Source organism: uncultured Paraglaciecola sp., from assembly GCF_913058035.1.
Taxonomy (GTDB): Bacteria; Pseudomonadota; Gammaproteobacteria; order Enterobacterales; family Alteromonadaceae; genus Paraglaciecola.
The window spans coordinates 1-23,815 of sequence record NZ_CAJXPA010000066.1; the positions used below are offsets into that span (position 1 = coordinate 1).

The 23,815-nt window shown below is 38.0% G+C and carries 22 protein-coding genes; 10 read left to right on the forward strand and 12 right to left on the reverse strand.

Translation table 11 applies throughout. The features are described from left to right. Positions 1 to 201: hypothetical protein (locus tag QZ562_RS10415; protein WP_293759648.1), on the forward strand; the 201-nt coding region annotated here is incomplete at its 5' end. Between the two features lie 75 nt (positions 202 to 276). On the opposite strand, the gene QZ562_RS10420 is transcribed toward QZ562_RS10415, so the two are convergent. Then, a complete protein-coding gene (locus tag QZ562_RS10420) occupies positions 277 to 492 on the reverse strand; it encodes an RNA-binding S4 domain-containing protein (protein ID WP_293759650.1) in 216 nt (71 codons plus the stop codon). Between the two features lie 344 nt (positions 493 to 836). Here QZ562_RS10420 and QZ562_RS10425 point away from each other — a divergent pair, with 344 nt between their 5' ends. Then, on the forward strand, positions 837 to 1,208 hold the full coding sequence (locus QZ562_RS10425; RefSeq protein WP_293759652.1) for a glutathione S-transferase N-terminal domain-containing protein: 372 nt from the start codon (positions 837 to 839) through the stop codon (positions 1,206 to 1,208). 405 nt (positions 1,209 to 1,613) lie between these two features. After that, entirely contained in the window at positions 1,614 to 1,745 is a 132-nt protein-coding gene (locus QZ562_RS10430; protein ID WP_293759654.1) for a hypothetical protein, read from the forward strand. Between the two features lie 59 nt (positions 1,746 to 1,804). Here the strand turns inward: QZ562_RS10430 and QZ562_RS10435 are convergent, their stop codons facing one another. From QZ562_RS10435 to QZ562_RS10460, 6 genes are all read right to left on the reverse strand, one after another. Beyond that, a complete protein-coding gene (locus QZ562_RS10435; RefSeq protein ID WP_293759656.1) occupies positions 1,805 to 2,467 on the reverse strand; it encodes an SDR family oxidoreductase in 663 nt (220 codons plus the stop codon). Positions 2,468 to 2,476: 9 nt separating this feature from the next. Then, positions 2,477 to 3,232, reverse strand: a complete 756-nt coding sequence (kdsB, locus tag QZ562_RS10440; protein ID WP_293759658.1) for a 3-deoxy-manno-octulosonate cytidylyltransferase — start codon at positions 3,230 to 3,232, stop codon at positions 2,477 to 2,479. 73 nt (positions 3,233 to 3,305) lie between these two features. Next, entirely contained in the window at positions 3,306 to 3,509 is a 204-nt protein-coding gene (locus tag QZ562_RS10445; protein WP_293759660.1) for a Trm112 family protein, read from the reverse strand. Then, entirely contained in the window at positions 3,499 to 4,500 is a 1,002-nt protein-coding gene (lpxK, locus tag QZ562_RS10450) for a tetraacyldisaccharide 4'-kinase (RefSeq protein WP_293759662.1), read from the reverse strand. The genes QZ562_RS10445 and lpxK overlap by 11 nt, the downstream gene beginning before the upstream one ends. Positions 4,501 to 4,514: 14 nt before the next feature. Continuing rightward, positions 4,515 to 6,287: a lipid A export permease/ATP-binding protein MsbA gene (gene msbA, locus QZ562_RS10455; protein ID WP_293759664.1), complete on the reverse strand. Its 1,773-nt coding sequence runs from the start codon at positions 6,285 to 6,287 to the stop codon at positions 4,515 to 4,517. 83 nt (positions 6,288 to 6,370) lie between these two features. After that, positions 6,371 to 8,659 (reverse strand): DNA internalization-related competence protein ComEC/Rec2, encoded by a 2,289-nt coding sequence (locus QZ562_RS10460; RefSeq protein ID WP_293759666.1) that lies wholly within the window; start codon positions 8,657 to 8,659, stop codon positions 6,371 to 6,373. Positions 8,660 to 8,711: 52 nt separating this feature from the next. Between QZ562_RS10460 and QZ562_RS10465 the strand changes: the two genes are divergently transcribed. Then, entirely contained in the window at positions 8,712 to 9,236 is a 525-nt protein-coding gene (locus tag QZ562_RS10465) for a DUF2062 domain-containing protein (protein ID WP_293759690.1), read from the forward strand. Positions 9,237 to 10,635: 1,399 nt separating this feature from the next. Here QZ562_RS10465 and QZ562_RS10470 read toward each other — a convergent pair. Then, positions 10,636 to 11,412: a glutathione S-transferase N-terminal domain-containing protein gene (locus QZ562_RS10470; protein ID WP_293759668.1), complete on the reverse strand. Its 777-nt coding sequence runs from the start codon at positions 11,410 to 11,412 to the stop codon at positions 10,636 to 10,638. 659 nt (positions 11,413 to 12,071) lie between these two features. After that, complete coding sequence (locus QZ562_RS10475; protein ID WP_293759670.1) at positions 12,072 to 12,896, reverse strand: AraC family transcriptional regulator; 825 nt, start codon at positions 12,894 to 12,896, stop codon at positions 12,072 to 12,074. A gap of 168 nt (positions 12,897 to 13,064) precedes the next feature. On the opposite strand from QZ562_RS10475, the gene QZ562_RS10480 reads away from it, so the two are divergent. Together QZ562_RS10480 and QZ562_RS10485 are read left to right on the forward strand one after the other, a co-directional pair. Further along, positions 13,065 to 13,694, forward strand: coding sequence for a glutathione S-transferase (locus QZ562_RS10480; protein WP_293759672.1), 630 nt, complete (start codon positions 13,065 to 13,067; stop codon positions 13,692 to 13,694). A 139-nt stretch (positions 13,695 to 13,833) separates the two neighbouring features. Next, a complete protein-coding gene (locus QZ562_RS10485; protein WP_293759674.1) occupies positions 13,834 to 14,487 on the forward strand; it encodes a glutathione S-transferase family protein in 654 nt (217 codons plus the stop codon). A 612-nt stretch (positions 14,488 to 15,099) separates the two neighbouring features. On the opposite strand, the gene QZ562_RS10490 is transcribed toward QZ562_RS10485, so the two are convergent. After that, the gene (locus QZ562_RS10490; RefSeq protein ID WP_293759676.1) at positions 15,100 to 15,951 is read right to left on the reverse strand and encodes a universal stress protein; all 852 of its coding nucleotides are present in this window, start codon (positions 15,949 to 15,951) and stop codon (positions 15,100 to 15,102) included. A 10-nt stretch (positions 15,952 to 15,961) separates the two neighbouring features. Then, positions 15,962 to 17,452, reverse strand: a complete 1,491-nt coding sequence (locus QZ562_RS10495; protein WP_293759678.1) for a SulP family inorganic anion transporter — start codon at positions 17,450 to 17,452, stop codon at positions 15,962 to 15,964. A gap of 1,415 nt (positions 17,453 to 18,867) precedes the next feature. On the opposite strand from QZ562_RS10495, the gene QZ562_RS10500 reads away from it, so the two are divergent. The 3 genes from QZ562_RS10500 (at position 18,868) to QZ562_RS10510 (ending at position 21,928) form a co-directional block, all read left to right on the forward strand. Beyond that, the gene (locus QZ562_RS10500) at positions 18,868 to 19,680 is read left to right on the forward strand and encodes an SDR family NAD(P)-dependent oxidoreductase (protein WP_293759680.1); all 813 of its coding nucleotides are present in this window, start codon (positions 18,868 to 18,870) and stop codon (positions 19,678 to 19,680) included. A gap of 358 nt (positions 19,681 to 20,038) precedes the next feature. After that, complete coding sequence (locus tag QZ562_RS10505) at positions 20,039 to 20,716, forward strand: MnmC family methyltransferase (RefSeq protein WP_293759682.1); 678 nt, start codon at positions 20,039 to 20,041, stop codon at positions 20,714 to 20,716. A 27-nt stretch (positions 20,717 to 20,743) separates the two neighbouring features. Further along, positions 20,744 to 21,928, forward strand: a complete 1,185-nt coding sequence (locus QZ562_RS10510) for a DEAD/DEAH box helicase (protein ID WP_293759684.1) — start codon at positions 20,744 to 20,746, stop codon at positions 21,926 to 21,928. 161 nt (positions 21,929 to 22,089) lie between these two features. Here the strand turns inward: QZ562_RS10510 and QZ562_RS10515 are convergent, their stop codons facing one another. Further along, positions 22,090 to 22,566 carry a DUF6491 family protein gene (locus QZ562_RS10515; protein WP_293759686.1) on the reverse strand — a complete coding sequence of 159 codons (477 nt, stop codon included), beginning with the start codon at positions 22,564 to 22,566 and terminating at the stop codon, positions 22,090 to 22,092. A gap of 368 nt (positions 22,567 to 22,934) precedes the next feature. Here QZ562_RS10515 and QZ562_RS10520 point away from each other — a divergent pair, with 368 nt between their 5' ends. Beyond that, on the forward strand, positions 22,935 to 23,801 hold the full coding sequence (locus QZ562_RS10520) for an MYG1 family protein (protein ID WP_293759688.1): 867 nt from the start codon (positions 22,935 to 22,937) through the stop codon (positions 23,799 to 23,801). The last annotated feature ends 14 nt before the right edge of the window (positions 23,802 to 23,815 follow it).

Below are 23,815 nucleotides of genomic sequence, written 5' to 3' on the forward strand. Positions count from 1 at the left end.
CCTTTCTTTTGGTTAATAAAAATTTATAACGCTAAAACCTACCATCTTAAAAACATCAAACAAGTCAACATTGACAATAGCGACAGCATTAGAAAACCACATATAAATGATACAACGTTAACTATTTCCACCCATCAGTGCGGAGAATTTAGCTTGGAGATGTATGTCTTATTTATCAAACATCACTACAGCTTGTTTTAATATTGTATCGTTACACATCAGCATAGCTATTGATGACAAATGTGTTGATAGCAAAAAAATTCAGATGACTACTGACTACGACTTCAACACAACCTTAAAACATTCACTCTCAAATTCTATCGTATCATCGAACATTATTTTTTTACGGCGTCTGGTTTCAACCTCACCATTAACCAATACTCGACCATTGTCGATAGCTACTTTAGCCTCACCACCACTTGACACTAATGCTTCAAGTTTTAATAACTGGTATAAAGCAATTGGCTCTGCATTAATTTCAATATTTTTCATGTGTAAAATTTCCACTTAATTGTTTAACTTTGTCTGCAATTAATTCAAACAGCACATCTTTGAATCTACCACTTGAATCTATAAGTCCCACGCCTTTAAAACCTCAAAACGTATATAATTTAGCTTGCAAGAACAATAAATCTGGTGCCGGTTTAAAACACTTAATTGCAGAAGACTTTTTCTATCTGAACACTTCTAATTCAAGCACTTTTTATTATGCACTTTTATTATTCACTTTAGTTCTGATCCTTATAACAGCAATGCAAGTACCTCTATTTGTATGTGTATAATGCTTATAATGATACAGCCTTATGCTTCACTAATTCACAAAATGAGCGGTATAGATGAAATTATTGATTAACCTTATTCGTAACTTATTAGGCGGCATCATCGCAGCCATCGATTTTATTACCCGAGGTTCAAAACTAAAACGCACGGTAGAGGCACAAAAACAGGTCGAAGCAGAGCTAAAAAAAATATCTTTGTTTCAATTTTTTGCTTGCCCATTTTGCATTAAAACTCGTCGTGCAATGTATAAAATGAATTTGCCTGTCGTTAAACGTAACGCCTCACAAGGCTCGCCTTTTAGGGAAGAGTTATTGCAAGGTGGCGGGAAAGTTCAGACTCCCTGTTTACGTGTCGAGAGTGACAGTGGTGTAGAATGGTTGTATGAATCTTCTGCAATCATCAGTTATCTTGAAAAGCGTTTTGTTTAAACACTTAAATTTATCAAGTTTCTAGGCACTTTTTGATGCCAGCTTGTATGTTAGTCTCCTATTACTGATTGCATATCACTTCATCTATTCGTTTTGCTTACCTGTAATAGATTTTATAATTTTTATTGCAGGTTTTAATGTAGTGATTTAATGATCTAGTCCATCGTATTGATTTCAAAATGTAATGCTGGATATGGTATTCCTTTATATTACTGGCCTATCTGAGTATATATAGGCTACAGATATAGAGTTCCCCATAACTCCTACAGATTTAAATGCTGATGTTTCTTTTTACGCATACTACATAATTTTTTATTACGTAATTAAAACCAAGAATCATAGAACGACAGTTGCGATTGACTGCTTGTTTGAGCAAACCAATTACATTTGATGGCACATAATTAAATGTCGTTTGGATTTATTGGCGGTAAAGTAATAAGTGTGCCTGCGGTTAAAACACGCTTAGTTAAATCGTCACCGTCTGAAAGAGGCGGCAAGCTGCCACCTAGTGATGCTGTTGATAATGAAGATTATTAGGTAAAATTTATTCATCATAAAAATACTGTAATCACCTCTAGCATTTTATTAATTTTACATTACCAAGGTAGAACTTCACCATTTGAATGCCAGAAAGTGCCAGTATTGTTCAGGTTCAATTCTACAATACGCTGCATTAAGCGTTCAACCGCAACCGCAGCAGAAATATCACCGCCATAATTAACCATCTCAGTTTGTACATAACCTGGGTGTAATAAAGCAACAGCAACTCCTTGTTCTCTAAGATCATGAGCTAAAGACACCCCAGCAATATTTAACGCTGACTTAGACATACGATAGCCATAATAACCACCAGAGGTGTTATCTTTTACCGAACCCATACGGCTGGTAATCAACGCAACTTTTGCACCTTTGAGCAATTGTTTCTTCAACAGATGAGTCACCATCAAAGGCCCCATTGCATTGACTCTGAATTGGTACTCTAGAGTCGAGACTGACATGTCTTCTAAGCTTTCGTTAGCTAACACACCAGCGTTATTGATCAGTAAATCAATTTTTAAATCGCTCAATATAGGTAAAGTTTTTTCTAGACATTCTGGGTTACTCACATCAACATTATCGATCACTTTGGCGCCAGACTGACTAAGCTCGTCGCTATTATTGCGGCACAAGGCAATAACTTTATTACCTTTAGCTAAGTACTGTTTTACAAACTCCAAACCAATGCCGCGATTGGCTCCAGTAATAACGACAGTTGCCATAAAATTCCCTCAAGTTTGACTTGCTAATAATCTAGCTAAGTCTTCTGGTGTATCGATACCAATAGGTGGTGTAATCCTGGCTTGCTCAACATGGATTTTTTCGCCATGCCACAAGACACGAAGTTGCTCTAACGATTCAATTTGCTCTATGCCTGATGGTGACATATTCACATATTGTTTAATAAAACCTGCACGGTAAGCATAAATTCCAATATGCCTAAAATAAAATTCACCAATTTCGTCAATGCTATCCGAATCAAGAAAACGCGCTCTGTCGTAAGGTATGGTAGAACGTGAAAAATATAATGCATATCCTTGCTTATCCATCACTACCTTTACAGTATTAGGGTTGAAAGCATCTTCAATATTAGTAATTCTTACAGCTAAAGTCGCCATTTCAGCTTGTTGGTGATTATGTAAATTTTCAGCTACTTGAAGGATATTCTCAGCAGGTATAAAAGGTTCATCACCCTGCACATTGACTACCAATTCATGAGATAACATGTTTTTTAAATCAACTACTTCAGCCAGACGTTCTGTACCTGATTCGTGGTGCGAGCCCGTCATACAATATTGACCACCAAAGTCATCTACCGCTTTAGCGATCCTAACATCGTCTGTTGCCACTAAAATATTGCTTGCCCCTGATTCTTGAGCGCGCTCATAAACATGTTGCACCATAGGTTTACCTTGTATTTCAACCAAAGGTTTACCGGGAAACCGGCTGGACGCGTAACGTGCAGGAATTATGACACTAAATTGCATACTCTAATCTCTTCTATCTCTTTAATCTTTTTAATGACTTTAGTTAGACAATAAAAATCGTCAGTAATCAACACTAGTCGTTTGTTAATAGTCGTTCCATTTCTTCGCTAGATACATGTTTAGCTTCTGATTCCAATAACACCGGTATATTTTCTCTTATAGGATAAACCATGCGGTCAAACTTACAAATAAGCTGCGCCTGCTCTCTTTGGTATAATAATTTACCCTTGCAAACTGGGCAGGCTAAAATATCTAGTAATTTTTTATCAAAGGACATTATTTTCTCTTAATTGTTTTTTATCGGTAGCCACTTGCTCCAATTTTTGTATAAGTTGCGATTCAAACTGGCTGCTTAAACTAGCACTGACAGGCAGATACCAACAGTCATCATGTGCTATTTGAGTACATTTCACTGCATCTTTTTCTGTCATAATCACAATACTACTAGGAATATCTGCTTTACTAAAAACATGGTGATCGACAAAGCTTATTTTATCTTTAAGCCTAACTTGCTTTTTTTCTAATAAAGAAAAAAAGCGTTGCGGGTTGCCTATTCCTGCCAGAGCGGTGACAGGTGAAGTAAGCTCGCTTAATGATAGACTTTTATTAGGGTGTTTGACGTTGATCAGTTTCCCAGCCTGCAGTGACATTAAATATTCTCTTTTGTTGACTGAACCACCATTTAACACTAAAAAGTCAACCGTATCTAAACGCCATAAACCTTCGCGCAAGGGTCCTGATGGTAATAAAAGTTTACTACCACAGCGTCGTTGCCCGTCTATCACGACAATCTCAATATCTCTATTCAAAGCATAATGCTGCAAACCATCATCACAAATAATCACATCACATTGATGTTTTTCAACCAACTCTATCGCTCCTCTTGGGCGAACAGGGTCAACTACCAAGGGGCAGTTAATATGTTGACGCATTAATATAGCTTCATCGCCCACTACATCCACTTTGCTGCTTGCCTCAACCGTCATAGGGTAGCTGGCATTTTTACCACCATATCCTCGACTTAACACACCAGGATGATAACCTTTTTGCCTTAAATATTGTGCTAAATACACAACTAATGGCGTCTTTCCATTACCACCAACACTTATGTTACCTACCACGATGATTGCTACAGGAACATTAGATGAAGGCTTAAGCTGGAACCGAAATAACGCTCTTCGAAACGCAGACAATAATCCAAATAGCACAGCTAACGGAAGTAAGATTATGATAAATGGCCAGTGGTACCAACTCGGTGAATACCACATGTTGTCTACCCACCTCACTTGGAGACTAACTCCTCACTAAACTGCATATTATACAATTGTGAATATGCGCCATTTTGTGACAGCAAACTTTGATGAGTTCCTTGCTCGATAATTTCACCTGCTTCAATCACTAAAATAGTATCTGCGTTTTCGATAGTCGATAACCTGTGAGCGACGACTATGCTGGTGCGATTTTGCTGCAGTCTGTCTAGTGCATCTTGAATCAATCGTTCTGATTCTGTATCAAGTGCTGATGTGGCTTCATCCAATATAAGTATTGGCGCATCCAATAACAAAGCGCGTGCAATAGCTAAGCGTTGACGTTGACCACCAGATAACATAAAACCGTTTTCACCTACCATGGTATCCAATCCCTCCGGCAACTGTTCTAAAAACTCCAGCACATGAGCAGTTTTGGCCACTGCAAGTATTTGTTCACGACTCACTTTACTCTCTGAGCCATAGGCGATGTTGTTGGCAATGGTGTCATTAAATAACACCACATGCTGTGAAACCAAAGCGAATTGTCGGCGTAAATCTTTTAGCTGCATATCACTTAATAACATGTCGTCTAAGAGTATTTCGCCGATTTGATTGTCGTAAAAACGTGTTAACAAACTTGAAATGGTCGATTTGCCGCTTCCTGAGCGTCCAACTAAGGCAAACGTTTGTCCGGGTTTGACTGAAAACGAAATATTTTTTAATGCTGGAGCTTCTTTACTTGGGTAGCTAAACGTTACATCTTTAAAGTCTATTTTACCTTTTGCTCTTTCAATACTTTGCGTGCCTTTGTCCACTTCTACCTGTTGATCTAACACTTTGAAAATACTTACACACGCCGCCATACCCTTTTGGAATTCACTGTTCACGGTGGTAAGTTGTTTAAGGGGTTTTAAAAGCATGGTCATAAATACCACCACACTCACAAATACACCTGGAGTTAACGTTACCACTAAGCCTGGAGTGCTGGCGACATAAAGCACCACAGCTAGAGCGATGGAAGCAATAACCTGAATGGAAGAAACACTGAGAATTCTAGCGACTATCAATTTCATATTTTGTTGACGGTTGTGGTTATTTTTGTCCGCAAAGGACTTGTCTTCTTTGTCCTGTCCACCAAACATTAATACCACTTTATGACCTTTCAAAACTTGTTCAACCGTGGACGTTAATCCACCCATAGCATCTTGAATGCGGCGGCTGACTAATCTAAAACGCTTACTTACAACAGAAACAATAATCGCAACTAAGGGTCCAATTAAAATGAATATTAGTGACAATTGCCAAGATTTATAGAACATCGCAATTAACAAACCGATTACCAATGCACCTTCACGAACCAATGTTATTAATGCCTTACTTGACGCATTAGCAACCTGCTCTGTGTCATAGATAACTTTAGAAATTAGTTGACCAGTACTGTTGTTGTCATGAAATTCAACAGGAAAGTGAATATAGCGGCTAAATAGTTGCTGACGCATTCGCATCACCACATGATTACCAATCCAGGAAACCGAATAAGTACCAAGAAAATTCAAAATACCTCTGAAAATAAAGATGGGAACTATAAAATAAGCAGCTAAACGCAAATACTCATAATCACCTTGGCCTAGGCTGTCATCGACTAGCGTTTCAAGCTGAGCTAAAACTAATACATCGATAACCGAGTAGCCAATCATTCCAATAATAGCGACAGCAAATGCTAGTTTGTAATCTTTTAGGTAAACGCGAAAACGTTTAAAAATTTTATCTGGCACTTTGCTGTGCAAATCGCTGTGTTTGTGCATTAAATAACGGGTATCTGAATAAGTAGTAAAGACAGGGGTAGTGTAACTGTTAGGTGGAAATTCCCCAACTATCAATAATTATTTTATTGGCGATGAATCGAGTTTGCATACCAATAAGGATAAGTATCCTGTCTAAACGTTTTAACAATGATCGGTACAGGCGAATCATATTGCATAATAAATGTCACTTGGCCTGAGTCAGACGTTGTAAATAATTGAGGTTGTGTCCCCTGTTTATTATTTATCTGCAGAAATCTGTCTAATACTTTTTGCCTAGGAAAACGCCAACGATTCATAAACCCCTGACTAAATATGACATAATCAGCACTGACTGTTTGGATAAACTCACGAGAAGAAGAGGTATTGCTGCCATGATGCGCTGCTACTAAAATATCAGATTGTAATTGTTTTGGGTATAATTCGAGCAACCGCTTTTCAATAGTTTTATCAATATCACCGGGTAATAAAATACTGTGATACTGATCTGATATCTTGATAACACATGAAGCGTTGTTATCGTTATATTTCAGTGCATCATCTGGCCATAAGGCTTTGATCCTCAAGCCCTGCCAACTTATATCTAAGTTTTGCTGACAATGGTCTTGATTAGTCAACACCTCAGCTACCTGTACGCCCTTAAGTAATTGAGGCAAGCTACCAGCATGATCGTTATCCCCATGGCTTATAAATACTAAGTCGACTTTCAACAAACCCCTAGCCTGTAAAATAGGTAATAAGACACTGTCAGCCATATTAAAGCCAGAAGGGTAACTGGCTCCTACGTCATAGATAATAACTCGGTTATTTTTATTGATCAAAACTGCTAAGCCCTGCCCCACATCTAATACACTTATCTGCCAAGTATTGTTTTTTTGGGTAAAAAAATAGCTAGCCAATGGCAGTAATAATAGACACAGTAATTTTTTATTAAACCAAAGAGAAGGCAAACAACAGCAAAATACAAATAGGAAAATAAAAAGCCACACAGCAGCCGGGAATGAAGGTAAGTTGAAATAAGCACCGTTAAGCTTTAACGCGAATTCAAGGAACGTTAGCCCATAACCTACCATTAGATCAGCTACAGAAAAAAACTCTAACGCCCAGTTAGGTTTAACCGCTAAAAAAATCACACCTAATAAACAAACTGGTACCAAGGCCATTGTAACTATTGGAACTGCTATTAAGTTAACGAATGGTGACACAATTGAAACATAAGAAAACTGCCAAGCTACTAGCGGCAACATTAATACGGTCAAACATAACTGAACTTTGACCATACCGGATAATATTGCTACCAAAGAAAAATTGCCTTGTTTAACTGGCCAGCGCCAAAATACAAAACAAATAATAATTACAGCAGAAAAGCTTAACCAAAAACTTAATCCAAATATGCTCAATGGAAAAAATAGTACAAAACAACTGAGCCCCAATAAGATTAAACTTTTTGCCCCAAAATGTTTATTACATAGAAATGAAACAGTAAATAGAAGCAACATCAACCATGCTCTGAGTGTAGGCAAACCAAACCCAGCTAAAGCTGAATAAGCCAAGGTGCTAAAAACAGTTAATAACATAGCGATATTATGCAGGTTAATCTGATGTAAGAAATAAAATCGGCTGATTAATCCACCACCAATCCATGCTATAAAAAAATAACTTAAGCTCGCTACCAATGCCAAGTGCAAGCCAGATATAGCGATAAGATGAGCCACGCCCGTTTTTTGTACAAGGTGCCAGTCTGCAGGTTGCAGCATTCCTCGATAGCCAAAAGTGAGTGCTGCTAACCACGAGTCATGTGGCAAATTCAAGGCTAGCATCTTATTGAGTAGCTTTTGCCGAATCGTTTTCCTATTGTCAATTAACTTATTATCAACATCAGATTTAACGTAACCCGTTGCGTTTATGCCTTCACTAAACAACCATTGTTGGTAGTTAAAAGCTGACTCGTTAGCTAACCCATGCGGAGGATTAACTTTAACCAAAAGTTTAACTTGTTGGCCTTGCTGTAGCTGCCAAGTAGGGTCGCGCCAACTTAATCGGCAGGTTTTAGGGTAAAAAAGAAGTACGTCATCAATTTGTGTGATGTTAAGATTAAAGCGTATATTTTTATCAGCAATCACTAAACTGCTGACATCGCCTGTTATTTGTACCGGTTGACTAGTTTGTTCTGAAGATAGTTGCAAAGAGTATTGCCAATGCCCTACACTCGCCATCCAGATAATGCCAAGCAAGAAACAACCAAGGTGTTGATTTTTTCTAAATACTAGGCAAGCAAAAATTAGTAGTAAAAGAACGATATAGACAGAAGGCAGGCTAGTCCAAAATAAACTAGTAAAAGATGCTGAAATAAAACATAGAAGTTTACTGTCCATAGTAACTGGTATAAGCCGTCCGTTGCTGCACGAAATTAAAGTATAGAGAACTATTCTGAAAAAGTTTATTAAGCGCTTCCTACCCAGTCCTCATAAAATCAGAGAACAGAAAATTCTATCGATTTTTGGTACTTTGTTACACGATCCTAACCTCTGGCATTTGAACAGGCGCTCAGCATCAGGTGCGTTTGCTGTGGGTTTATTTTTCGCATTTTGGCCAGTACCTTTTCAAATGTGGCTAGCAGCAGCTGTAGCGATTCCTTTTCGTGTCAACTTACCATTATCAGTGGCTACAGTATGGATAAGTAACCCTTTTACTATGCCACCCATTTTTTATAGTGCTTACATTGTTGGTACAACTATAATGGGCACCCCAAGAAAAGATTTTAGTTTTGAATTGAGTTGGAATTGGGTATTACAAAGCATTGAAACAATTGGCCCCGCTTTTTTGGTAGGTTGTCTAATTTACTCGATATTTTTCAGTGTAGCGGGATATTTTGGATTAAATTATTTGTGGCGATTGTCAGTCGCTAAAGCATGGAAACAACGTATTCAGAGACGTTACCCAAAAGTCTAACGTGGCAATGGGTATCGATGCGCCATCGCGCCTAATAAAAATTGAATACGCTCAGTAACACCTCTTCACCATCCGACCTAACTTTTTAATGTGTAAAAATGTTCACTGCAAAATCGATGTTTACTTCGGTTTGGAATTACCGAGTCAAAGACACTGGGATTGACTCTACAGTGTGTGATATTGAACATACTTTTGAGAAACTCATTCAAACATATCAGAGCACAGCCCTGCACTTTAAATGCCGCATGCTCCAATAAAAACTGTATTTCAATAGACTAAAATCAGTTTTTAAACATATAACAAAGCTCTACCTCGCATTTTGTAATAAACATCTATTGTTGATATATGATTATTTATTGCAGGTAGACAAAATGTAGATGGTTTTGCCTTATTCATAGGCCCCGCATCAATTCAAATATATGCAGATATTAATGTCGATAACAGTCAAGTCAGTTGGGAGTTGAGTGCTAACTATAAAATTGACAAATTACGTCTGTATTCGGGCGGGTTGTCAATGGTTTCGGTACGCAAACTATGCTTGAACGTGATGTGGTATTTAAAAGGTCACCCTCAATGGCTGAACCCAAAGCCATCAATTCGTTTGAAGTCTGCAATAAAACAGACTGATTGAATGATATTTTACGCCTTAATGTTACCGCCATTTTATTATCAAATTGACGACATCCAAATTTCAGCAATCGGCGGTGATCAAATAACGCAGCACTGATCAATACGGATAAAGGTAACGGTTTTGGTTTTAAAATTGATGCTCAGTACCTAGTTAGTGATAATTTAACCGTTACCGCTGAATATAGTTTTAACCATACCGAAATTCAGGATGATTCATGAACTGTTTTACCTTGTTGTGTAAACCCAGATTTCAATTTCACAGGTAATTGTAATCTACTCGATTGTTGTACAGATGGATTTGCGATATTAATTGACAGAAACCTTTTTCCTCAAGCACCAGAAAGCGTATTCAACTTTACAGCTCGTTATTCGTTCACTGAGGGCCAGAGTGGAGAGATTTTAATCTACACCAATTAGGCATCTAAAAATAAAATCAAGCTGTTCTCATATGACTCCATTGAGTTTAAAACAGATAATAACTTTAAAAACGCCTTAAGCATTGGCTATGAAAAATTTGAAGATGATTACAACATCGCCTTATTTGGATGCGATATAACCTGTAAAGAAAATTGGAAAGGTGCAATTAATTTCAACAACTCAACCGATACTGTTAATCAAACGCGAATAATTGGTATTGAGACCAAAGTACGTTTCTATTAAAAAATCAAATAGTTTAAAAACGTGTTGCCAGAATAAATATTATAATTGACACCCTATAACTCTTTTAGACACCGCTTAGCCTCAAGAATTAGAGTTTTGGAATATCATTTTAATCATTGACAGCATAGGTTGCTTCTAAGTATTTCACAATTTCAGCTGACTCAAACATCTCAATATTTTCATTAGGATCAATTAAGTATGGAATAGCCATTCTTCCAACTTTTTCAAGTAATATTTTACGATTCTCTAATATGCTATTGGGCACTATATTTAAAGCGTCTCTAAGTGGTGGCAGTAACCATTCACCTAAATCAGTTCTACCACAACTGTGCAAAATATAAGGGATCTCCAACTCACACAAACACTCACGTACCAGACGTGCATAAGGACTAGACTCAAAACTATATAATTCAAGCAATTGTTCTGGGGCACAAGATTTTTTTTTAGTGTTTCCTAAACCCGGCCGTACTGTACTCGCCAACATTGAAGAAATCGTTTGTAATGAGCCCAATTGCCATTTCAGCGGTAACGATCTTTGTCCATAAGTTTCGAATAAGTATTTTATGATGCTTAATGATTCATACATCTGAACATCAGTGTTGGGATCTATCAAAAAAGGAAACTGAGCTTTACCTCCTATCTTCTTGACGTAGATTCGATAACGTTCCCCCTGTTTAGGGCAAGGATAAATTTCTGTGTCAAGATCGAGTTCAGTTAGAACCTCTCTTACCAACCTACAATAGGGACAACCTTCTATATCAAATAGTTTGAACGGAATTTCGGGCTTTAACACAGCCGAATTTACACTGATCCCCGAGCCAGTTCGCACGAGTGTGGCCAGCAATGAACTGGCAATATTTATGGGGCCTAATGTTATGTTTTTCAAAAGATGACTCGCTGTTTGATTCACACTAAATATAACAGCCACAATTAATAGGACAAGGGAAACGTCTTGATTGAGTAGTGATATTCATACGAATTGGATGATGGATACGGCAATAGTTAGGCCCTTTAATTAATCATAAGTTGCATAGGGGGATCGACAGGTAGACGTGATATTTATGCCGACATACAAAACTAAATATATTTTTAAGTATCGAGTGCGATTAATTACAAACTCGGTTAATCACAAGTTTTCAGGCATTTATTTTCTGTTATACGATCCATACTTATATGAAAACATTACACTAAATAACAGCAGAATATGTAAGAGAAGTACTTAAAGTTTGATAGATATTGAGGTTTTAAGCTTTTTTATCTAAGTGATATATGTTTCCTAAAAGCATTGGCATTACTGATACATACATAAGACTTGAGCTTAGCCTTCATCATTGTTGTGCAGACTATGAACAACCACGTGAATTTTTTTGTGTGTAAAGTTTTTATTTAAGTTTTACGCATCAATAATTATATAAAAATTAAACCTGTTAGGCTTAAGCAATGACTATTAGTGAGTTAAATGGATACCCGTCAATTGTGAAAGCATTATCTGCTTTCACAAGAATAAGCGATTTAATAAAGTTTTCTAGATTAAGATATTAACTCTTATGAACGACCGCCCTCCTCCATCATTTTGCGCCGAAAAGCTCCAGGTGTTAAGCCGTAGTTCGCTTTGAACTGACGATGAAAATGGCTTAGATTGGAAAATCCACTGCCATACGCCACTTCAGTAATATTTACGTCGGAAGATGACAATACACGTGCGGCTTTTTCAACACGACGGGTGTTACAATGTTCGATAAAACTCATGCCCGTGTGACGATGAAATTCACGAGAAAATAAACTGCGAGACAAACCAAACTCAGCGGCGGCTTGATCCAGCCCGAGGTTCTCTTGCAGGTGCTGTTCTATCCAAATTGTAACTTGATGCATCTTACGTTGGTATTTATTTTTCTGGTTATTCAGATGCGACTGACTAGCTTCTAGTCGGCATCTGCTGCAGTGCAATGCTAAAATCAAACCTGTTAAGCTCCAGTTAAGTTGCTGGATATTTGATGCAGTTTGGTTAATACCTTCACTGACTTGGTCACCAATATTGAGTAAATTAGAACTGGGTGGGGCTGCGTCTGCGATGCTTATGCCCATCAAAAATATCGCTTGCACGCTAGTCATTTGTACTGGAGATAAAAAATGCCGCATATCTGTTCGGGACATGCAAAATATCTTTATTTCAGCATGCCTTTTATCAGCCACTACCACTTGATGTTGAACACCGGGTGGAATTAATAGTGTCCTTCCTGCCTTAAAATTAATATTGTAATCATCAACTCTTAGGTAACCACCGTCTCCGTAACATAAGATAAGTTCAGCTATATCATGACTATGAACACTCGCCGAAGCGCTTATTTTCGCTTTTAAACTCCACAACATATTTATACCCAATCGTACATAACTTTTGGTCGTTAGTATAAGACCCCATATTTAGCAAGGGTTAATATAATGTATAAGACTTAAAATTAGTATTCAAAAGTATATATGGCATGAGATAAATACCGTCCATGACTAATTGCCTTTATCTATCCCACGGAAACGTTAAACATGATTAAGTTACACCACCTGAATAAATCCCGATCGAAGCGCATAATATGGTTACTTGAGGAACTCAGTGTCGAGTATCAAGTGGTTCCATATCAGCGCGACAGCAAAACTCGCCGAGCACCAGATTCGCTTAAAGCTATTAATCCACTTGGTAAGTCGCCCGTTATCCAAGATGGCGAACTTGTATTATCAGAGTCAGGAGCCATTGTTGATTACTTGGTTAGCCGTTACGGCACTAAAAGCTTGGCACCAGCAATTCATACACCAGATCACGCTCGCTATATACAATGGTTGCATTTTGCAGAAGGCACTGCTGCTTACCCGCTGATCACTCGATATCTGCTGGGTGTTGACGATAATCTAAGCTGTTTTCTGGGTGGGTTTGCTCGCGAACAAATGAAAGAAGTACTGACGTTTGTAAACAATGAGTTAGTTAATAAAGACTATCTCATTGAAGGCCAATTTACTGGAGCAGACGTATTAAACTCGTTCGTCTTTGAAAAAATAAGCGAAGCAGGTGGACTAAGCAAGTTTCCAAATATTGTGTCTTATTTACAACGAATACTAAGGCGTCCTGCAGCTCTAAAGGCAGAACTGCTAGAACGCGAGTTTGATCAGGAAGAAAGTTAAGGATGGCTCTTAGCTGAGCACACTCTAGTCGTACTCATTAGGTATGACATGTCCTAATGATGCCATGTAGCATTTATTATTTATTATTTATTATTTATTATTTATTATTTATAAAAATAAAACAATTGAGGTTGATACAATGAAATTATACGGATTTTCCGCAAGCAATTATTATAACGCAGTCAAACATTTACTATTAGCCAAAGGCATTAACTTTGAAGAGGTTAAGGTTTACCCCAATCAAACGGAAGAATATTTAAAAATACATCCGATGGGAAAAGTACCCGCATTGGAGACCTCAGAAGGTATTATCACAGAAACTGACGTGTTGATGCGTTATATCGATCGGCAAGGTGATGAAAGCTTTTTCCCAAGCGACGATTTTAAGCGCGCTAGGTGTGAAGAAATCATGAAAATAGCAGAAATATATATAGAACTACCCGCTCGCCGTCTAAGTGGTGAGGTATTATTAGGATTACCACGCTGTGAGTCTGCATTTAAAGAAGCCCGCCCGCTGATGCAAAAAGGACTAAAAGCTTTAGATAATCTGTGTAGTTGTGACCCTTATCTTATGGGAGACAAAATGACAGCAGCAGACATACTTTTACGTTATGTTTTGGTTGTTGCCAAGATGAACGCATCCAAAGTTTATGCTTGGAGATTACTAGCAGATTATCCCAAGTTAAAAGCCTGGGAAGCTAATATGGCAAAGGATGAAATATCAAAAAAAGTTGATGCAGATGCTAAAGCCGCATTACCTGAATTGATGGCACATTTTAATAGTAAGAAATAAATATATATGAAGAAAGTTTTGACTGATTAAATATCCAAACAGGGATGTCAAGATTATCCACAGGTAATAAAACGTAATATCTTAGCGATGACTCAATTTCAGAGGCTCGATTATTAGTCGTTCTTCTGAAATTGTTATGCGCAGATATTTGTATGTATGCTTCGAGCTAAAATCTTATGTAATTGTGAATTACATCAATAATAGGCATCACCGTTTTTTAGGACAATACACTCACGAATTTTGCTTAAGGCTTTAGGCTTTAGATTTTATATTTTATATTTTATATTTTAACAGTGGCAATGGTCTCATTCAAAAAACAAACGTGCATAAAACGTTTATTCTTTTGGATGAGTTGGTTACTAGATTAATCGGTGCTTTACGTTCAGATGAAAATTGAAATTGTTTAGAGCATGTCTTCCTAAGTTATATAGTTATTCAATATAGCTGCAAGGCTCGATACCAGAGGATTTCATGAAGATACACATGATGCTAAGTTATGCAGTCATATACAAGCGACCATTAATAATGACTGCTTGTATAAAAACTGACTCAATGATGAAACTCTGATTGATTTGGAATTAGAATTAGAATTAGTTGTTCATTCAAAAATACTTATTTCAAAACAACCAAAGGTACTTTACTACGCTCAAGCATTTTTAAGGTGTTACTACCTAAAAAGAATTGTCTTAGTTTTGAGTGCCCAAAAGCACCCATAACAATGATTCCGATGTCATGGGTCTCTTTATACTCTATTAGAGATTCATGAATGTTGCCCTCAATAAATGATGCGGTAACATTAAACCCTTTGTCTTCAAGTTTTTTCTGGGCTAACGCAAATTTATCTTTTTGATATGTCTCGTTATTATTTACAGAAACAAGGTGACAGTGAAGACCATGTAATAACCCACCATCGATAACCCGTTGCAATGCTTTGTCTGCCGTTTCTCTACCGTCATAGGCAATCATGAACGACACGGGCGTTTTGAACACACCTGGAATGACCATGACTGGATGAGAGGCTTTTCGTAACAAGGTCTCGATATGAGATCCCAATACGTTGAAGTTACCATCATGTCCCTCGCCACTTCGGCCGATAACAATAATTCGGGTTTGACCTTCGATATCGTCTATCGAATCGACTAAATCACCATGCCGCTGTAATGATTCGACCTCCACGACACCTGCTGTCTTTGCCTGATTTACAACATGCTCAAGTAATTTTATACCTAACTGGAATGCCACTTTGCTACGTTGTTCATCTAGTTTTGTCATTTCTTCAAGTAGAGCTGTTCGCGCACCTAGGCCAATAGCCCCAGTGTAATCATCTGCCCCATGCTGCTGTTCTTTTTCTAACGTATGCAAAAAAAGAACAGGTATGCTAAGTTTTTTTGATATCCAGACTGCCGCTTCTGTCACGGATGAGCTTATTGCAGAACCATCCACACAAGTAATTATTTTTGTCATCGTTGTCTCCTTAATGTCCGCCGAGCAGTTTTTCAACTTCTTCAGGGTCATTATGCACCCCAAATTTATCTACCACTGTTGCTGTTGCCTCGTTCATGCCAACAATTGTGACAGTTGCACCTTCACGTCGGAATTTAATCACAACCTTGTCGAGTGAAGATACTGCGGTTATATCCCAAAAATGAGCATGAGTTAGATCAATAATAACCGTTTCTACTGCTTCTTTAAAATCAAATGCCTTGGTAAATTGCTCCGCTGAAGCAAAAAACACCTGACCTATGACTTCATACGTTCGCACATTATCAGCTTCACTAAAGTGAGGTTTCACCATCATAAGCCTGCCAATTTTATTAGAGAAGAACAAGGTGGCTAATAACACCCCAATTAATACTCCAAACGCAAGATTATGTGTAGCCACGACCACCACAACAGTGCTGACCATGACAATACTTGATGAAACGGGGTGAGTACGTAAGTCGGTGATGGAAGACCAAGAAAACGTACCGATTGATACCATGATCATCACAGCAACCAATGCGGCCATTGGTATTTGACTAACCCAATCATCAAGAAATACCACCATAATAATCAGCACCAGACCAGCAACAAAGGTAGACAATCTTCCTCTGCCACCCGACTTTACGTTAATAATTGATTGTCCTATCATCGCGCAACCTGCCATACCGCCAAATAACCCTGCACCAATATTAGCAATACCTTGACCTTTACATTCTTTATTACCATCACTGGTAGTATCTGTTAGTTCATCAACTATAGTAGCTGTCATCATAGACTCAAGTAAACCAACCACTGCAAGACCCGCGGAATAGGGTAAAATAATAAGCAAAGTTTCCAAATTAAGTGGAACATCTGGCCACAAGAATATCGGAAGTGTATCGGGTAGTTCCCCCATATCACCTACTGTTCTGATGTTTAAGTCCAGAGACATCGCAACAGCCGTTAACGCTACAATGCACAAAAGTGGAGAAGGGATCATTTTTCCAATAGTAGGAATATAAGGAAAAAGATAAATGATACCTAAACCTGCAGCCGTCATTGCGTAAACATGCCACGTAACATCGGTCAGTTCAGGTAGCTGTGCCATAAAAATCAGGATAGCTAGGGCATTAACAAACCCAGTAACAACAGAACGCGAAACAAATCGCATCAGGCTACCCAGTTTGAGATATCCCGCGCAAATTTGTAGCACACCAGTTAATAAGGTCGCAGCTAGTAAGTATTCAAGCCCGTGATCTTTAACCAGCGTGACCATTAATAGGGCCATTGCACCCGTTGCTGCAGAAATCATACCTGGTCTGCCACCAACAAATGCAATAATGACCGCAATACAAAATGAAGAGTACAGACCCACTTTAGGATCAACACCTGCAATAATTGAGAAAGCGATGGCTTCAGGTATCAGGGCTAATGCCACCACAATACCAGCAAGCACATCACCACGAATATTAGAGAGCCAGTCTCTTTTCATGTGTTCGAGCATGTAAATAACCTAATAATAAAAGATTCTGTATAAGACAGAGGAAGAGTTATGTTTTTATTTAAAAATGATAAAACGCGTATCTAATGATGGGGTTGCTTAAAGTAGTAAAACTATCGACATCAGCTTCATTGATTTAAATTCAACCTATATAATAACGCTTTTGTAATTTTGTTACAAATATAGATATTTAACATTAACGATAAATTGCTGGTCATGATTTGAAACCGGTCACTTTTGATGGCCTCACTCAACTCATCATGGTTGATTGTTACCAAAATATCCGTTTCAATATTATGCAGCAGATGCTCTATTTTTTCGTGTCTAAAGGGATCTATTTTTGCCATATAAGCACTTTGGTTAAGTCTGAACCCACGTGGTCGCCACCACACAGGTTTCTAGGTTAGTATCAACATGTAAACAATTTTTGAAGTCTGCCGCAATGACTTGCACAAGATTTTCATAAAGCGCATTACGCCTAACTTTTACCCGTTCGCTTATACCTATGAGCAAGAGACATATCTGTGGTGTAGTAGTTACACACGGTTTGTAACGCCTCATCTCCATAATGAAGTTTTAGTCCGTTAACAATTAATCCTGAACTATAGTTGTGCTATGTGTCAGGACTATGCTTTCAGCCTTACCCCACATAATTAGCAGCAGACTGGCTAATTTCTGCGTCAATGGTTTGAAAGAGATAGTGCCAATAATCGGAACGATTTCCATCAAATACACGAGGGGGTTTTTGGTAACGTCTTAGATAAGTCTAAATCTGATGCTTACAGAAACGTCGATAACTGAATGTATTTACGAGTAAGTGGAAACATATCACTAAAGCATTCCAGTCGCATAACCGAATCTGCTGATGGGCAATATCAAATTCTCATGCAGCCTCTAATAATGTTGAGTTAGTTAGCTAGTCCCTATAGTCAGTCCCAACGCATTTAAAAATTGACGTCTTAACATATGCTCTACTTTTTATGAAGAACACAGCTCTGGCCAGTCCAATTGATAACAATTGATATAGCCACGAAAATAAGTCCATAAAGTGTAATGCACGCTCAGATAAAATTGCAGCAGCGTAAATTTAAAGTTTTTTGGGTATATTTATTCGTTATGCTATGTAACGTAAAATAATTTTACCCTTAATTTTCTGTTTCTGTCATACAGATTTTTTATTACTTTGTTAGAAGATAAACGTTTTAAATTGAGCTCGATTCATAACCACAGCCTTCAATCAAAACTACACAGTATTTATTTCGCCTCACGTAACCAAATATTATTATCAATAAATTTTCTGGCGAATAAACTAGTAACCTGGATTTTCTCCAATATGCTAGAGATTATGCTTGCGTTGAAATAATGCTGGAACTGATGATAATGGTGTCTCAAAAATAATTTGAAGCAGGACTAAATATATGAAAATCGTAGTTGTTACAGGGGGGTCGAGTGGCATAGGTTTGGACATTGCCAAAGCCTATTCAAGAGAAGGCGCTAACATTATTTTGTTGGCCAGAAACCAAGCGCGTTTAAATAAGGCCGTAAATGAATGCAAGGCCTTGGTGAAATTTGACACTCAACAGATTTTATCATTTTCTGTTGATGTGACCAACAAAGTACAATTGACTACTGTAGTTACCGCAATTAAACAACAGGTTGGAGATCCAGATTTACTGGTATTAAGCGCAGGCATTGTTGCTAGTGTCCGTTTTATCGAACAAAATGATGATGATTTTGACGCTATTGTTCAAACAAATGTAATGGGAAGCCGTGCAGTAGCCAAAGCTTTTTTACCTGAGATGATTGAACGAAAGTCTGGTCAGATTTGTTTTATTAGCTCATTAGGAGGCGTCATTTCAACATATGGATATAGCGCTTATAGCGCTTCAAAATTTGCAATTGTCGGTATGGCTGGTTGTATGCGCCAAGAATTAGCAGAGTATAACATCGGTGTTAGTGTGGTTTGCCCACCAGAAGTTGATACACCTATGGTGACTAAAGAATCCGCACACATATTACCACAAACAAGGTTTATCAAAGATTTAGGTGGGACTTTACAGCCTGGAGCTGTTACCAAAGCCACACTTAAAGGAGTGGCTAAAAACAAGTTCATTATTGTACCAGGTTTAATGGCCAAAATTTCTTATTGGCAAGCACGTGTGTTCCCAAAGACCTTTACCGCATTTATACAACTTTTAGTTCGTTACTCCAATGCTAATAAAGTAAATTGAATTAGAGTCAAACCACATTAAATCAGTTTTGCACCACCACAGTTTCCCCAATGGTGGCGACTTTATACATCTATAAATGAGTGATTTGATTCCTTTCGCGGTGGCAGTTTTCATTCACTGAGAACATACTTAGGCAGGTGTTTGATCAACAAATCGTCAAATCTACCAACAGAAGCTATTTAACATCAAAATAAATAATTCTCAGTATTAGTTTATAAAGGGAGCCAAAATTATCTGGCAACTCATAATTTGTTTGTTTGACTTATTAAATAGGTTCGGACCTGAAGCTTGGGGCAACAACTGTGGTAAAGTATTAATCAACTCCCCAGAAAACTCTCAGAATTATTAAGCTCACATTATGATCCCATGGAACCACCTAGACACCGCTCAAATTCCCAACGATGGCGGTGAATTAAAATTTTCCCAGCGCGGTGATGAATTTTCTATAAAAATAACAGGCAAGCGTGGCGAGCTAATGAACAGCCGTGTCTTTAATTCAGAAAAGGCACTTTCGAGATTGGGGTGCGCGCATATTAAACCGCACCTTGATGCACATATTTTAGTAGGCGGTTTAGGTATGGGTTATACCTTAGCCGCAGCTCTAAAAGCAGTCAATGCTGACTCCTTTGTGACCGTTGCAGAATTAATACCGCAAGTAGTAGAATGGAACAAAGGCCCTCTAGGCAATTGTGCGGGTAACCCACTACAAGACCCGCGCACAAAATTACACATCGGCGATGTAAAAGAATTGTTTGCTTCAAGAGCCCCCTCATATGATGCTATTTTACTCGATGTAGATAATGGCCCTAAAGGACTTACTCACACGGATAATAATCAGATTTATTCTGAAGACGGGTTAAAAGATATCTATGACACGTTACATGCTAATGGCATGCTTGCCATATGGTCTGCAAGTCCTGACTACTTATTTACTGTTCGATTAAAAAAGATTGGGTTTAGAGTGGATACACGAGAGATTCAGGCCCGTCCAGGCAAAGGCAGCAAACACACTATTTTTCTGGCTAAGAAACTTTAGAAATACGTTATTTTTACAAGGCAAAACATGTCATTTTCATCATTGCAGTTATCACAACCCATCCTAAAAGCATTAGCAGATTTAGACTATACCCAACCGACACCCATTCAAGAAAAAGCGATCCCGGTTATTTTATCAGGCAAAAATTTAATTGCCGCTGCGCAAACAGGTACAGGTAAAACGGCAAGTTTTGTATTGCCCATTCTACAAAAACTTAATACTGAGCGTAAATTACGTGGTAAAAGAATTCGTGCACTTATTCTGGTGCCTACTAGAGAGTTAGCGGTGCAACTAGAAAAAAGCGTTGCAGCATATAGTCAATATTTAGAACTTAGTTCAATGGCAATGTATGGAGGCGCTGATTCATCTGCGCAAATACAGCGTTTAATTGGGGGCGTCGATATAGTTGTTGCTACACCGGGTCGTCTTTTAGACATGGCACAGCAACGTGTTTTACACTTTGACGAACTCGAGGTATTAGTATTAGATGAAGCCGATAGGATGCTGGATATGGGCTTTATTGGCGACATTAATAAAATCATAGAACGGTTACCTGAACAACGTCAAAACTTGTTATTCTCCGCAACTATTTCTAATGAAGTACGTTCACTGGCCAAACGGTCCATCTACAGGCCTGTTGAAATATCGATTAAACAAGATAAGACATCATCTCCCAAAATTGAACAATGGTTAGTTACGGTTGATAAAGGTAATAAATCAGCTTTGTTGAGCCATTTGATTAAAGAACAAGAGTGGGATCAAGCACTAATTTTTATTGAGACAAAACAAGGTGCTGCTAAATTAGTCAGCCAGTTAGAGAAACGCGGTATTCCAGTTGAGAGTATCCACGGTGACCGAACTCAGGCCGTTCGCGAAAGGATCTTATCTGAATTTAAATCTGGTCAGATTAAGTTCTTAGTCGCAACAGGGGTAGCAGCTCGTGGTCTAGATATTCAAAATTTATCACGTGTAGTGAATTACGATGTACCTGATCAGGTTGAAGACTATATTCATCGAATTGGCAGAACAGGCCGTGCAGGTGCAACCGGGGAAGCCATTTCATTTGTAGCTAAGGATAACTTTAGGAACTTATGTGCCATCGAAAGCCGTCTTGGTCATGTCATTACCAGAAGAGCATTTGAAGGTTTTGATGTCAAAAAAACAGTACCTGAATCCATTCTAAACTACGTAACTAAAAACAAACAAAAATAAGCCTCAAAAATACAAATACCCTAGAAAGAGGTTTACTCAACCTCTTTCTAGGGTATTTAGAATATCAGACTCGTTATAATATATACTTTTCTGGGTGAAGTGTGTTCATGAAGATGATACAGCCGCGTCTATTTACCAAATAGCGTCATGTATGCAACCTTCTACTCATCTGCGGCTTTATCTTTATCTTTTGCTTTTTGTTGCGCCTCTTTTCTTAAATCTCGACGAACGTTGTCAGCTTTTTCAAAGCTGGCAAAAGCATCTTCTCGAGTCTCGAATTCAAAAATACTTTTTATGGGGCAAGATTCCTCAGAGGTAAGGATTTTATCACCACCACCACCACATAATTCAAAGAAGTCACCTTTAAAACCCGCAGAAAAACTGGTTTGTAAAGATTGACACCGAAATAGAGTCGTAACTAAGTAATAACGATTTTTTCCGATAGCAGAAATACTAATGACATCATTATCGAGCATGCCGTAACCTCGGATATTACGCTGACGAACACAGGATCTGCCGTCTTGTTCAGTTTGTGCTTTTAACAATTTGTCGTGGCTTGGTAGGTTTATGTCCAAACTTGAGCATGAAACTAAATTAAAAAATGCAATAAAGACTAAAAAACATTTAAATATTTTCATTATTTCCACCTTAGATAGATTTGTATAGTAATAAAATGACAAGCTTATAAATTAAAATAACGCAGTACTTAAATGGTTTGCTTGTTCAACTATTATTGGGGTCATTAGTTATTATAACTAATTATTATGCGCAATAAATCACGTCGCTTCATGAACGCTTACAAACCTCAAAGCAGGTTTAATTTCCAATTTTACTAAACACATAAAAAATATATTTAGGACCAGTATTCATTAGTGCACAAAGTTAATACAATCTCCTTAGCTGTTTTCATATATACTTTGCCTCCTAATTTTTATTGGTTAATTTTTTTTGTTTTAACATTATCTGATGACACCTTTCCATTCCTTTCTAAAATGACACAAAAATAATGAATGATAAAATTATAGTAACTCACAATGGTAATTTTCATGCTGATGATGTATTCAGTGTCGCTGCTCTGAAGAGCATTTTTTCTTCTTTCACGCTGATACGTACACGTGATTTAGAGATTATTGCCAAAGCCGATATTGTAATTGACGTAGGAGGTGAGTATGACCCAACAGCAGGACGTTTTGATCACCATCAACGTGGCGGTGCAGGTGCTCGCGAAAACGGAATTCCTTACTCCTCATTTGGTCTGATGTGGCAAAAGTATGGAGTAGATATATGCAAAGGTAATCAGGACGTGGCGAATGCTTTGGATACGGGCCTGGTATCCGCCATTGATGCTATTGATTGTGGACATGTCAAAGGTTTACCTGAAGGTATCAGTCTTAGCCAAACTATTTCAATGTTCAATCCAACTTGGCAAGAAGATAGCCACTTTGATACCTGCTTTGATGAAGCGGTTGAGTTTGCATCTCGTGTGTTAACACGATTTATTGCAGCTGCTAACGGTGGCATCAGTGCAAAAACGATTGTAGCTTCAGCGATTCAAAATGCACAAGACCCAAGGGTAATTGTGCTAGAAAAGTATACCCCTTGGAAAAAAACAGTTCACGCCTTATCTGAAGAGGCTTTGTATATGATTTACCCTTCTCAAACTGGCCAATGGAGAATTCAGACGGTACCTGTTGAACCTGGTTCGTTCGAAGACAAAAAACCGCTACCTAAAGAGTGGGCTGGCTTATCCGACAAAGCACTGCAAAAAGTGACAGGCATAGATGACGCAATGTTTTGTCATAATGGTTTATTTATTGCGGGTGCAGAGTCATTCGAAAGTACCATGCAAATGGCATCTATCGCACTTAAATAATGTCTACTTAATGG

Bases quoted from the DNA above. Each gene is read 5' to 3' on its own strand.
- QZ562_RS10420 (WP_293759650.1), bottom strand. From the start codon at position 492: ATGAAAAATATTGAAATTAATGCAGAGCCAATTGCTTTATACCAGTTA.
- QZ562_RS10425 (WP_293759652.1), top strand. From the start codon at position 837: ATGAAATTATTGATTAACCTTATTCGTAACTTATTAGGCGGCATCATC.
- QZ562_RS10430 (WP_293759654.1), top strand. From the start codon at position 1,614: ATGTCGTTTGGATTTATTGGCGGTAAAGTAATAAGTGTGCCTGCGGTT.
- QZ562_RS10435 (WP_293759656.1), bottom strand. From the start codon at position 2,467: ATGGCAACTGTCGTTATTACTGGAGCCAATCGCGGCATTGGTTTGGAG.
- kdsB (WP_293759658.1), bottom strand. From the start codon at position 3,232: ATGCAATTTAGTGTCATAATTCCTGCACGTTACGCGTCCAGCCGGTTT.
- QZ562_RS10445 (WP_293759660.1), bottom strand. From the start codon at position 3,509: ATGTCCTTTGATAAAAAATTACTAGATATTTTAGCCTGCCCAGTTTGC.
- lpxK (WP_293759662.1), bottom strand. From the start codon at position 4,500: ATGTGGTATTCACCGAGTTGGTACCACTGGCCATTTATCATAATCTTA.
- msbA (WP_293759664.1), bottom strand. From the start codon at position 6,287: ATGCACAAACACAGCGATTTGCACAGCAAAGTGCCAGATAAAATTTTT.
- QZ562_RS10460 (WP_293759666.1), bottom strand. From the start codon at position 8,659: ATGGACAGTAAACTTCTATGTTTTATTTCAGCATCTTTTACTAGTTTA.
- QZ562_RS10475 (WP_293759670.1), bottom strand. From the start codon at position 12,896: ATGTTGTGGAGTTTAAAAGCGAAAATAAGCGCTTCGGCGAGTGTTCAT.
- QZ562_RS10480 (WP_293759672.1), top strand. From the start codon at position 13,065: ATGATTAAGTTACACCACCTGAATAAATCCCGATCGAAGCGCATAATA.
- QZ562_RS10485 (WP_293759674.1), top strand. From the start codon at position 13,834: ATGAAATTATACGGATTTTCCGCAAGCAATTATTATAACGCAGTCAAA.
- QZ562_RS10490 (WP_293759676.1), bottom strand. From the start codon at position 15,951: ATGACAAAAATAATTACTTGTGTGGATGGTTCTGCAATAAGCTCATCC.
- QZ562_RS10495 (WP_293759678.1), bottom strand. From the start codon at position 17,452: ATGCTCGAACACATGAAAAGAGACTGGCTCTCTAATATTCGTGGTGAT.
- QZ562_RS10500 (WP_293759680.1), top strand. From the start codon at position 18,868: ATGAAAATCGTAGTTGTTACAGGGGGGTCGAGTGGCATAGGTTTGGAC.
- QZ562_RS10505 (WP_293759682.1), top strand. From the start codon at position 20,039: ATGATCCCATGGAACCACCTAGACACCGCTCAAATTCCCAACGATGGC.
- QZ562_RS10510 (WP_293759684.1), top strand. From the start codon at position 20,744: ATGTCATTTTCATCATTGCAGTTATCACAACCCATCCTAAAAGCATTA.
- QZ562_RS10515 (WP_293759686.1), bottom strand. From the start codon at position 22,566: ATGAAAATATTTAAATGTTTTTTAGTCTTTATTGCATTTTTTAATTTA.
- QZ562_RS10520 (WP_293759688.1), top strand. From the start codon at position 22,935: ATGAATGATAAAATTATAGTAACTCACAATGGTAATTTTCATGCTGAT.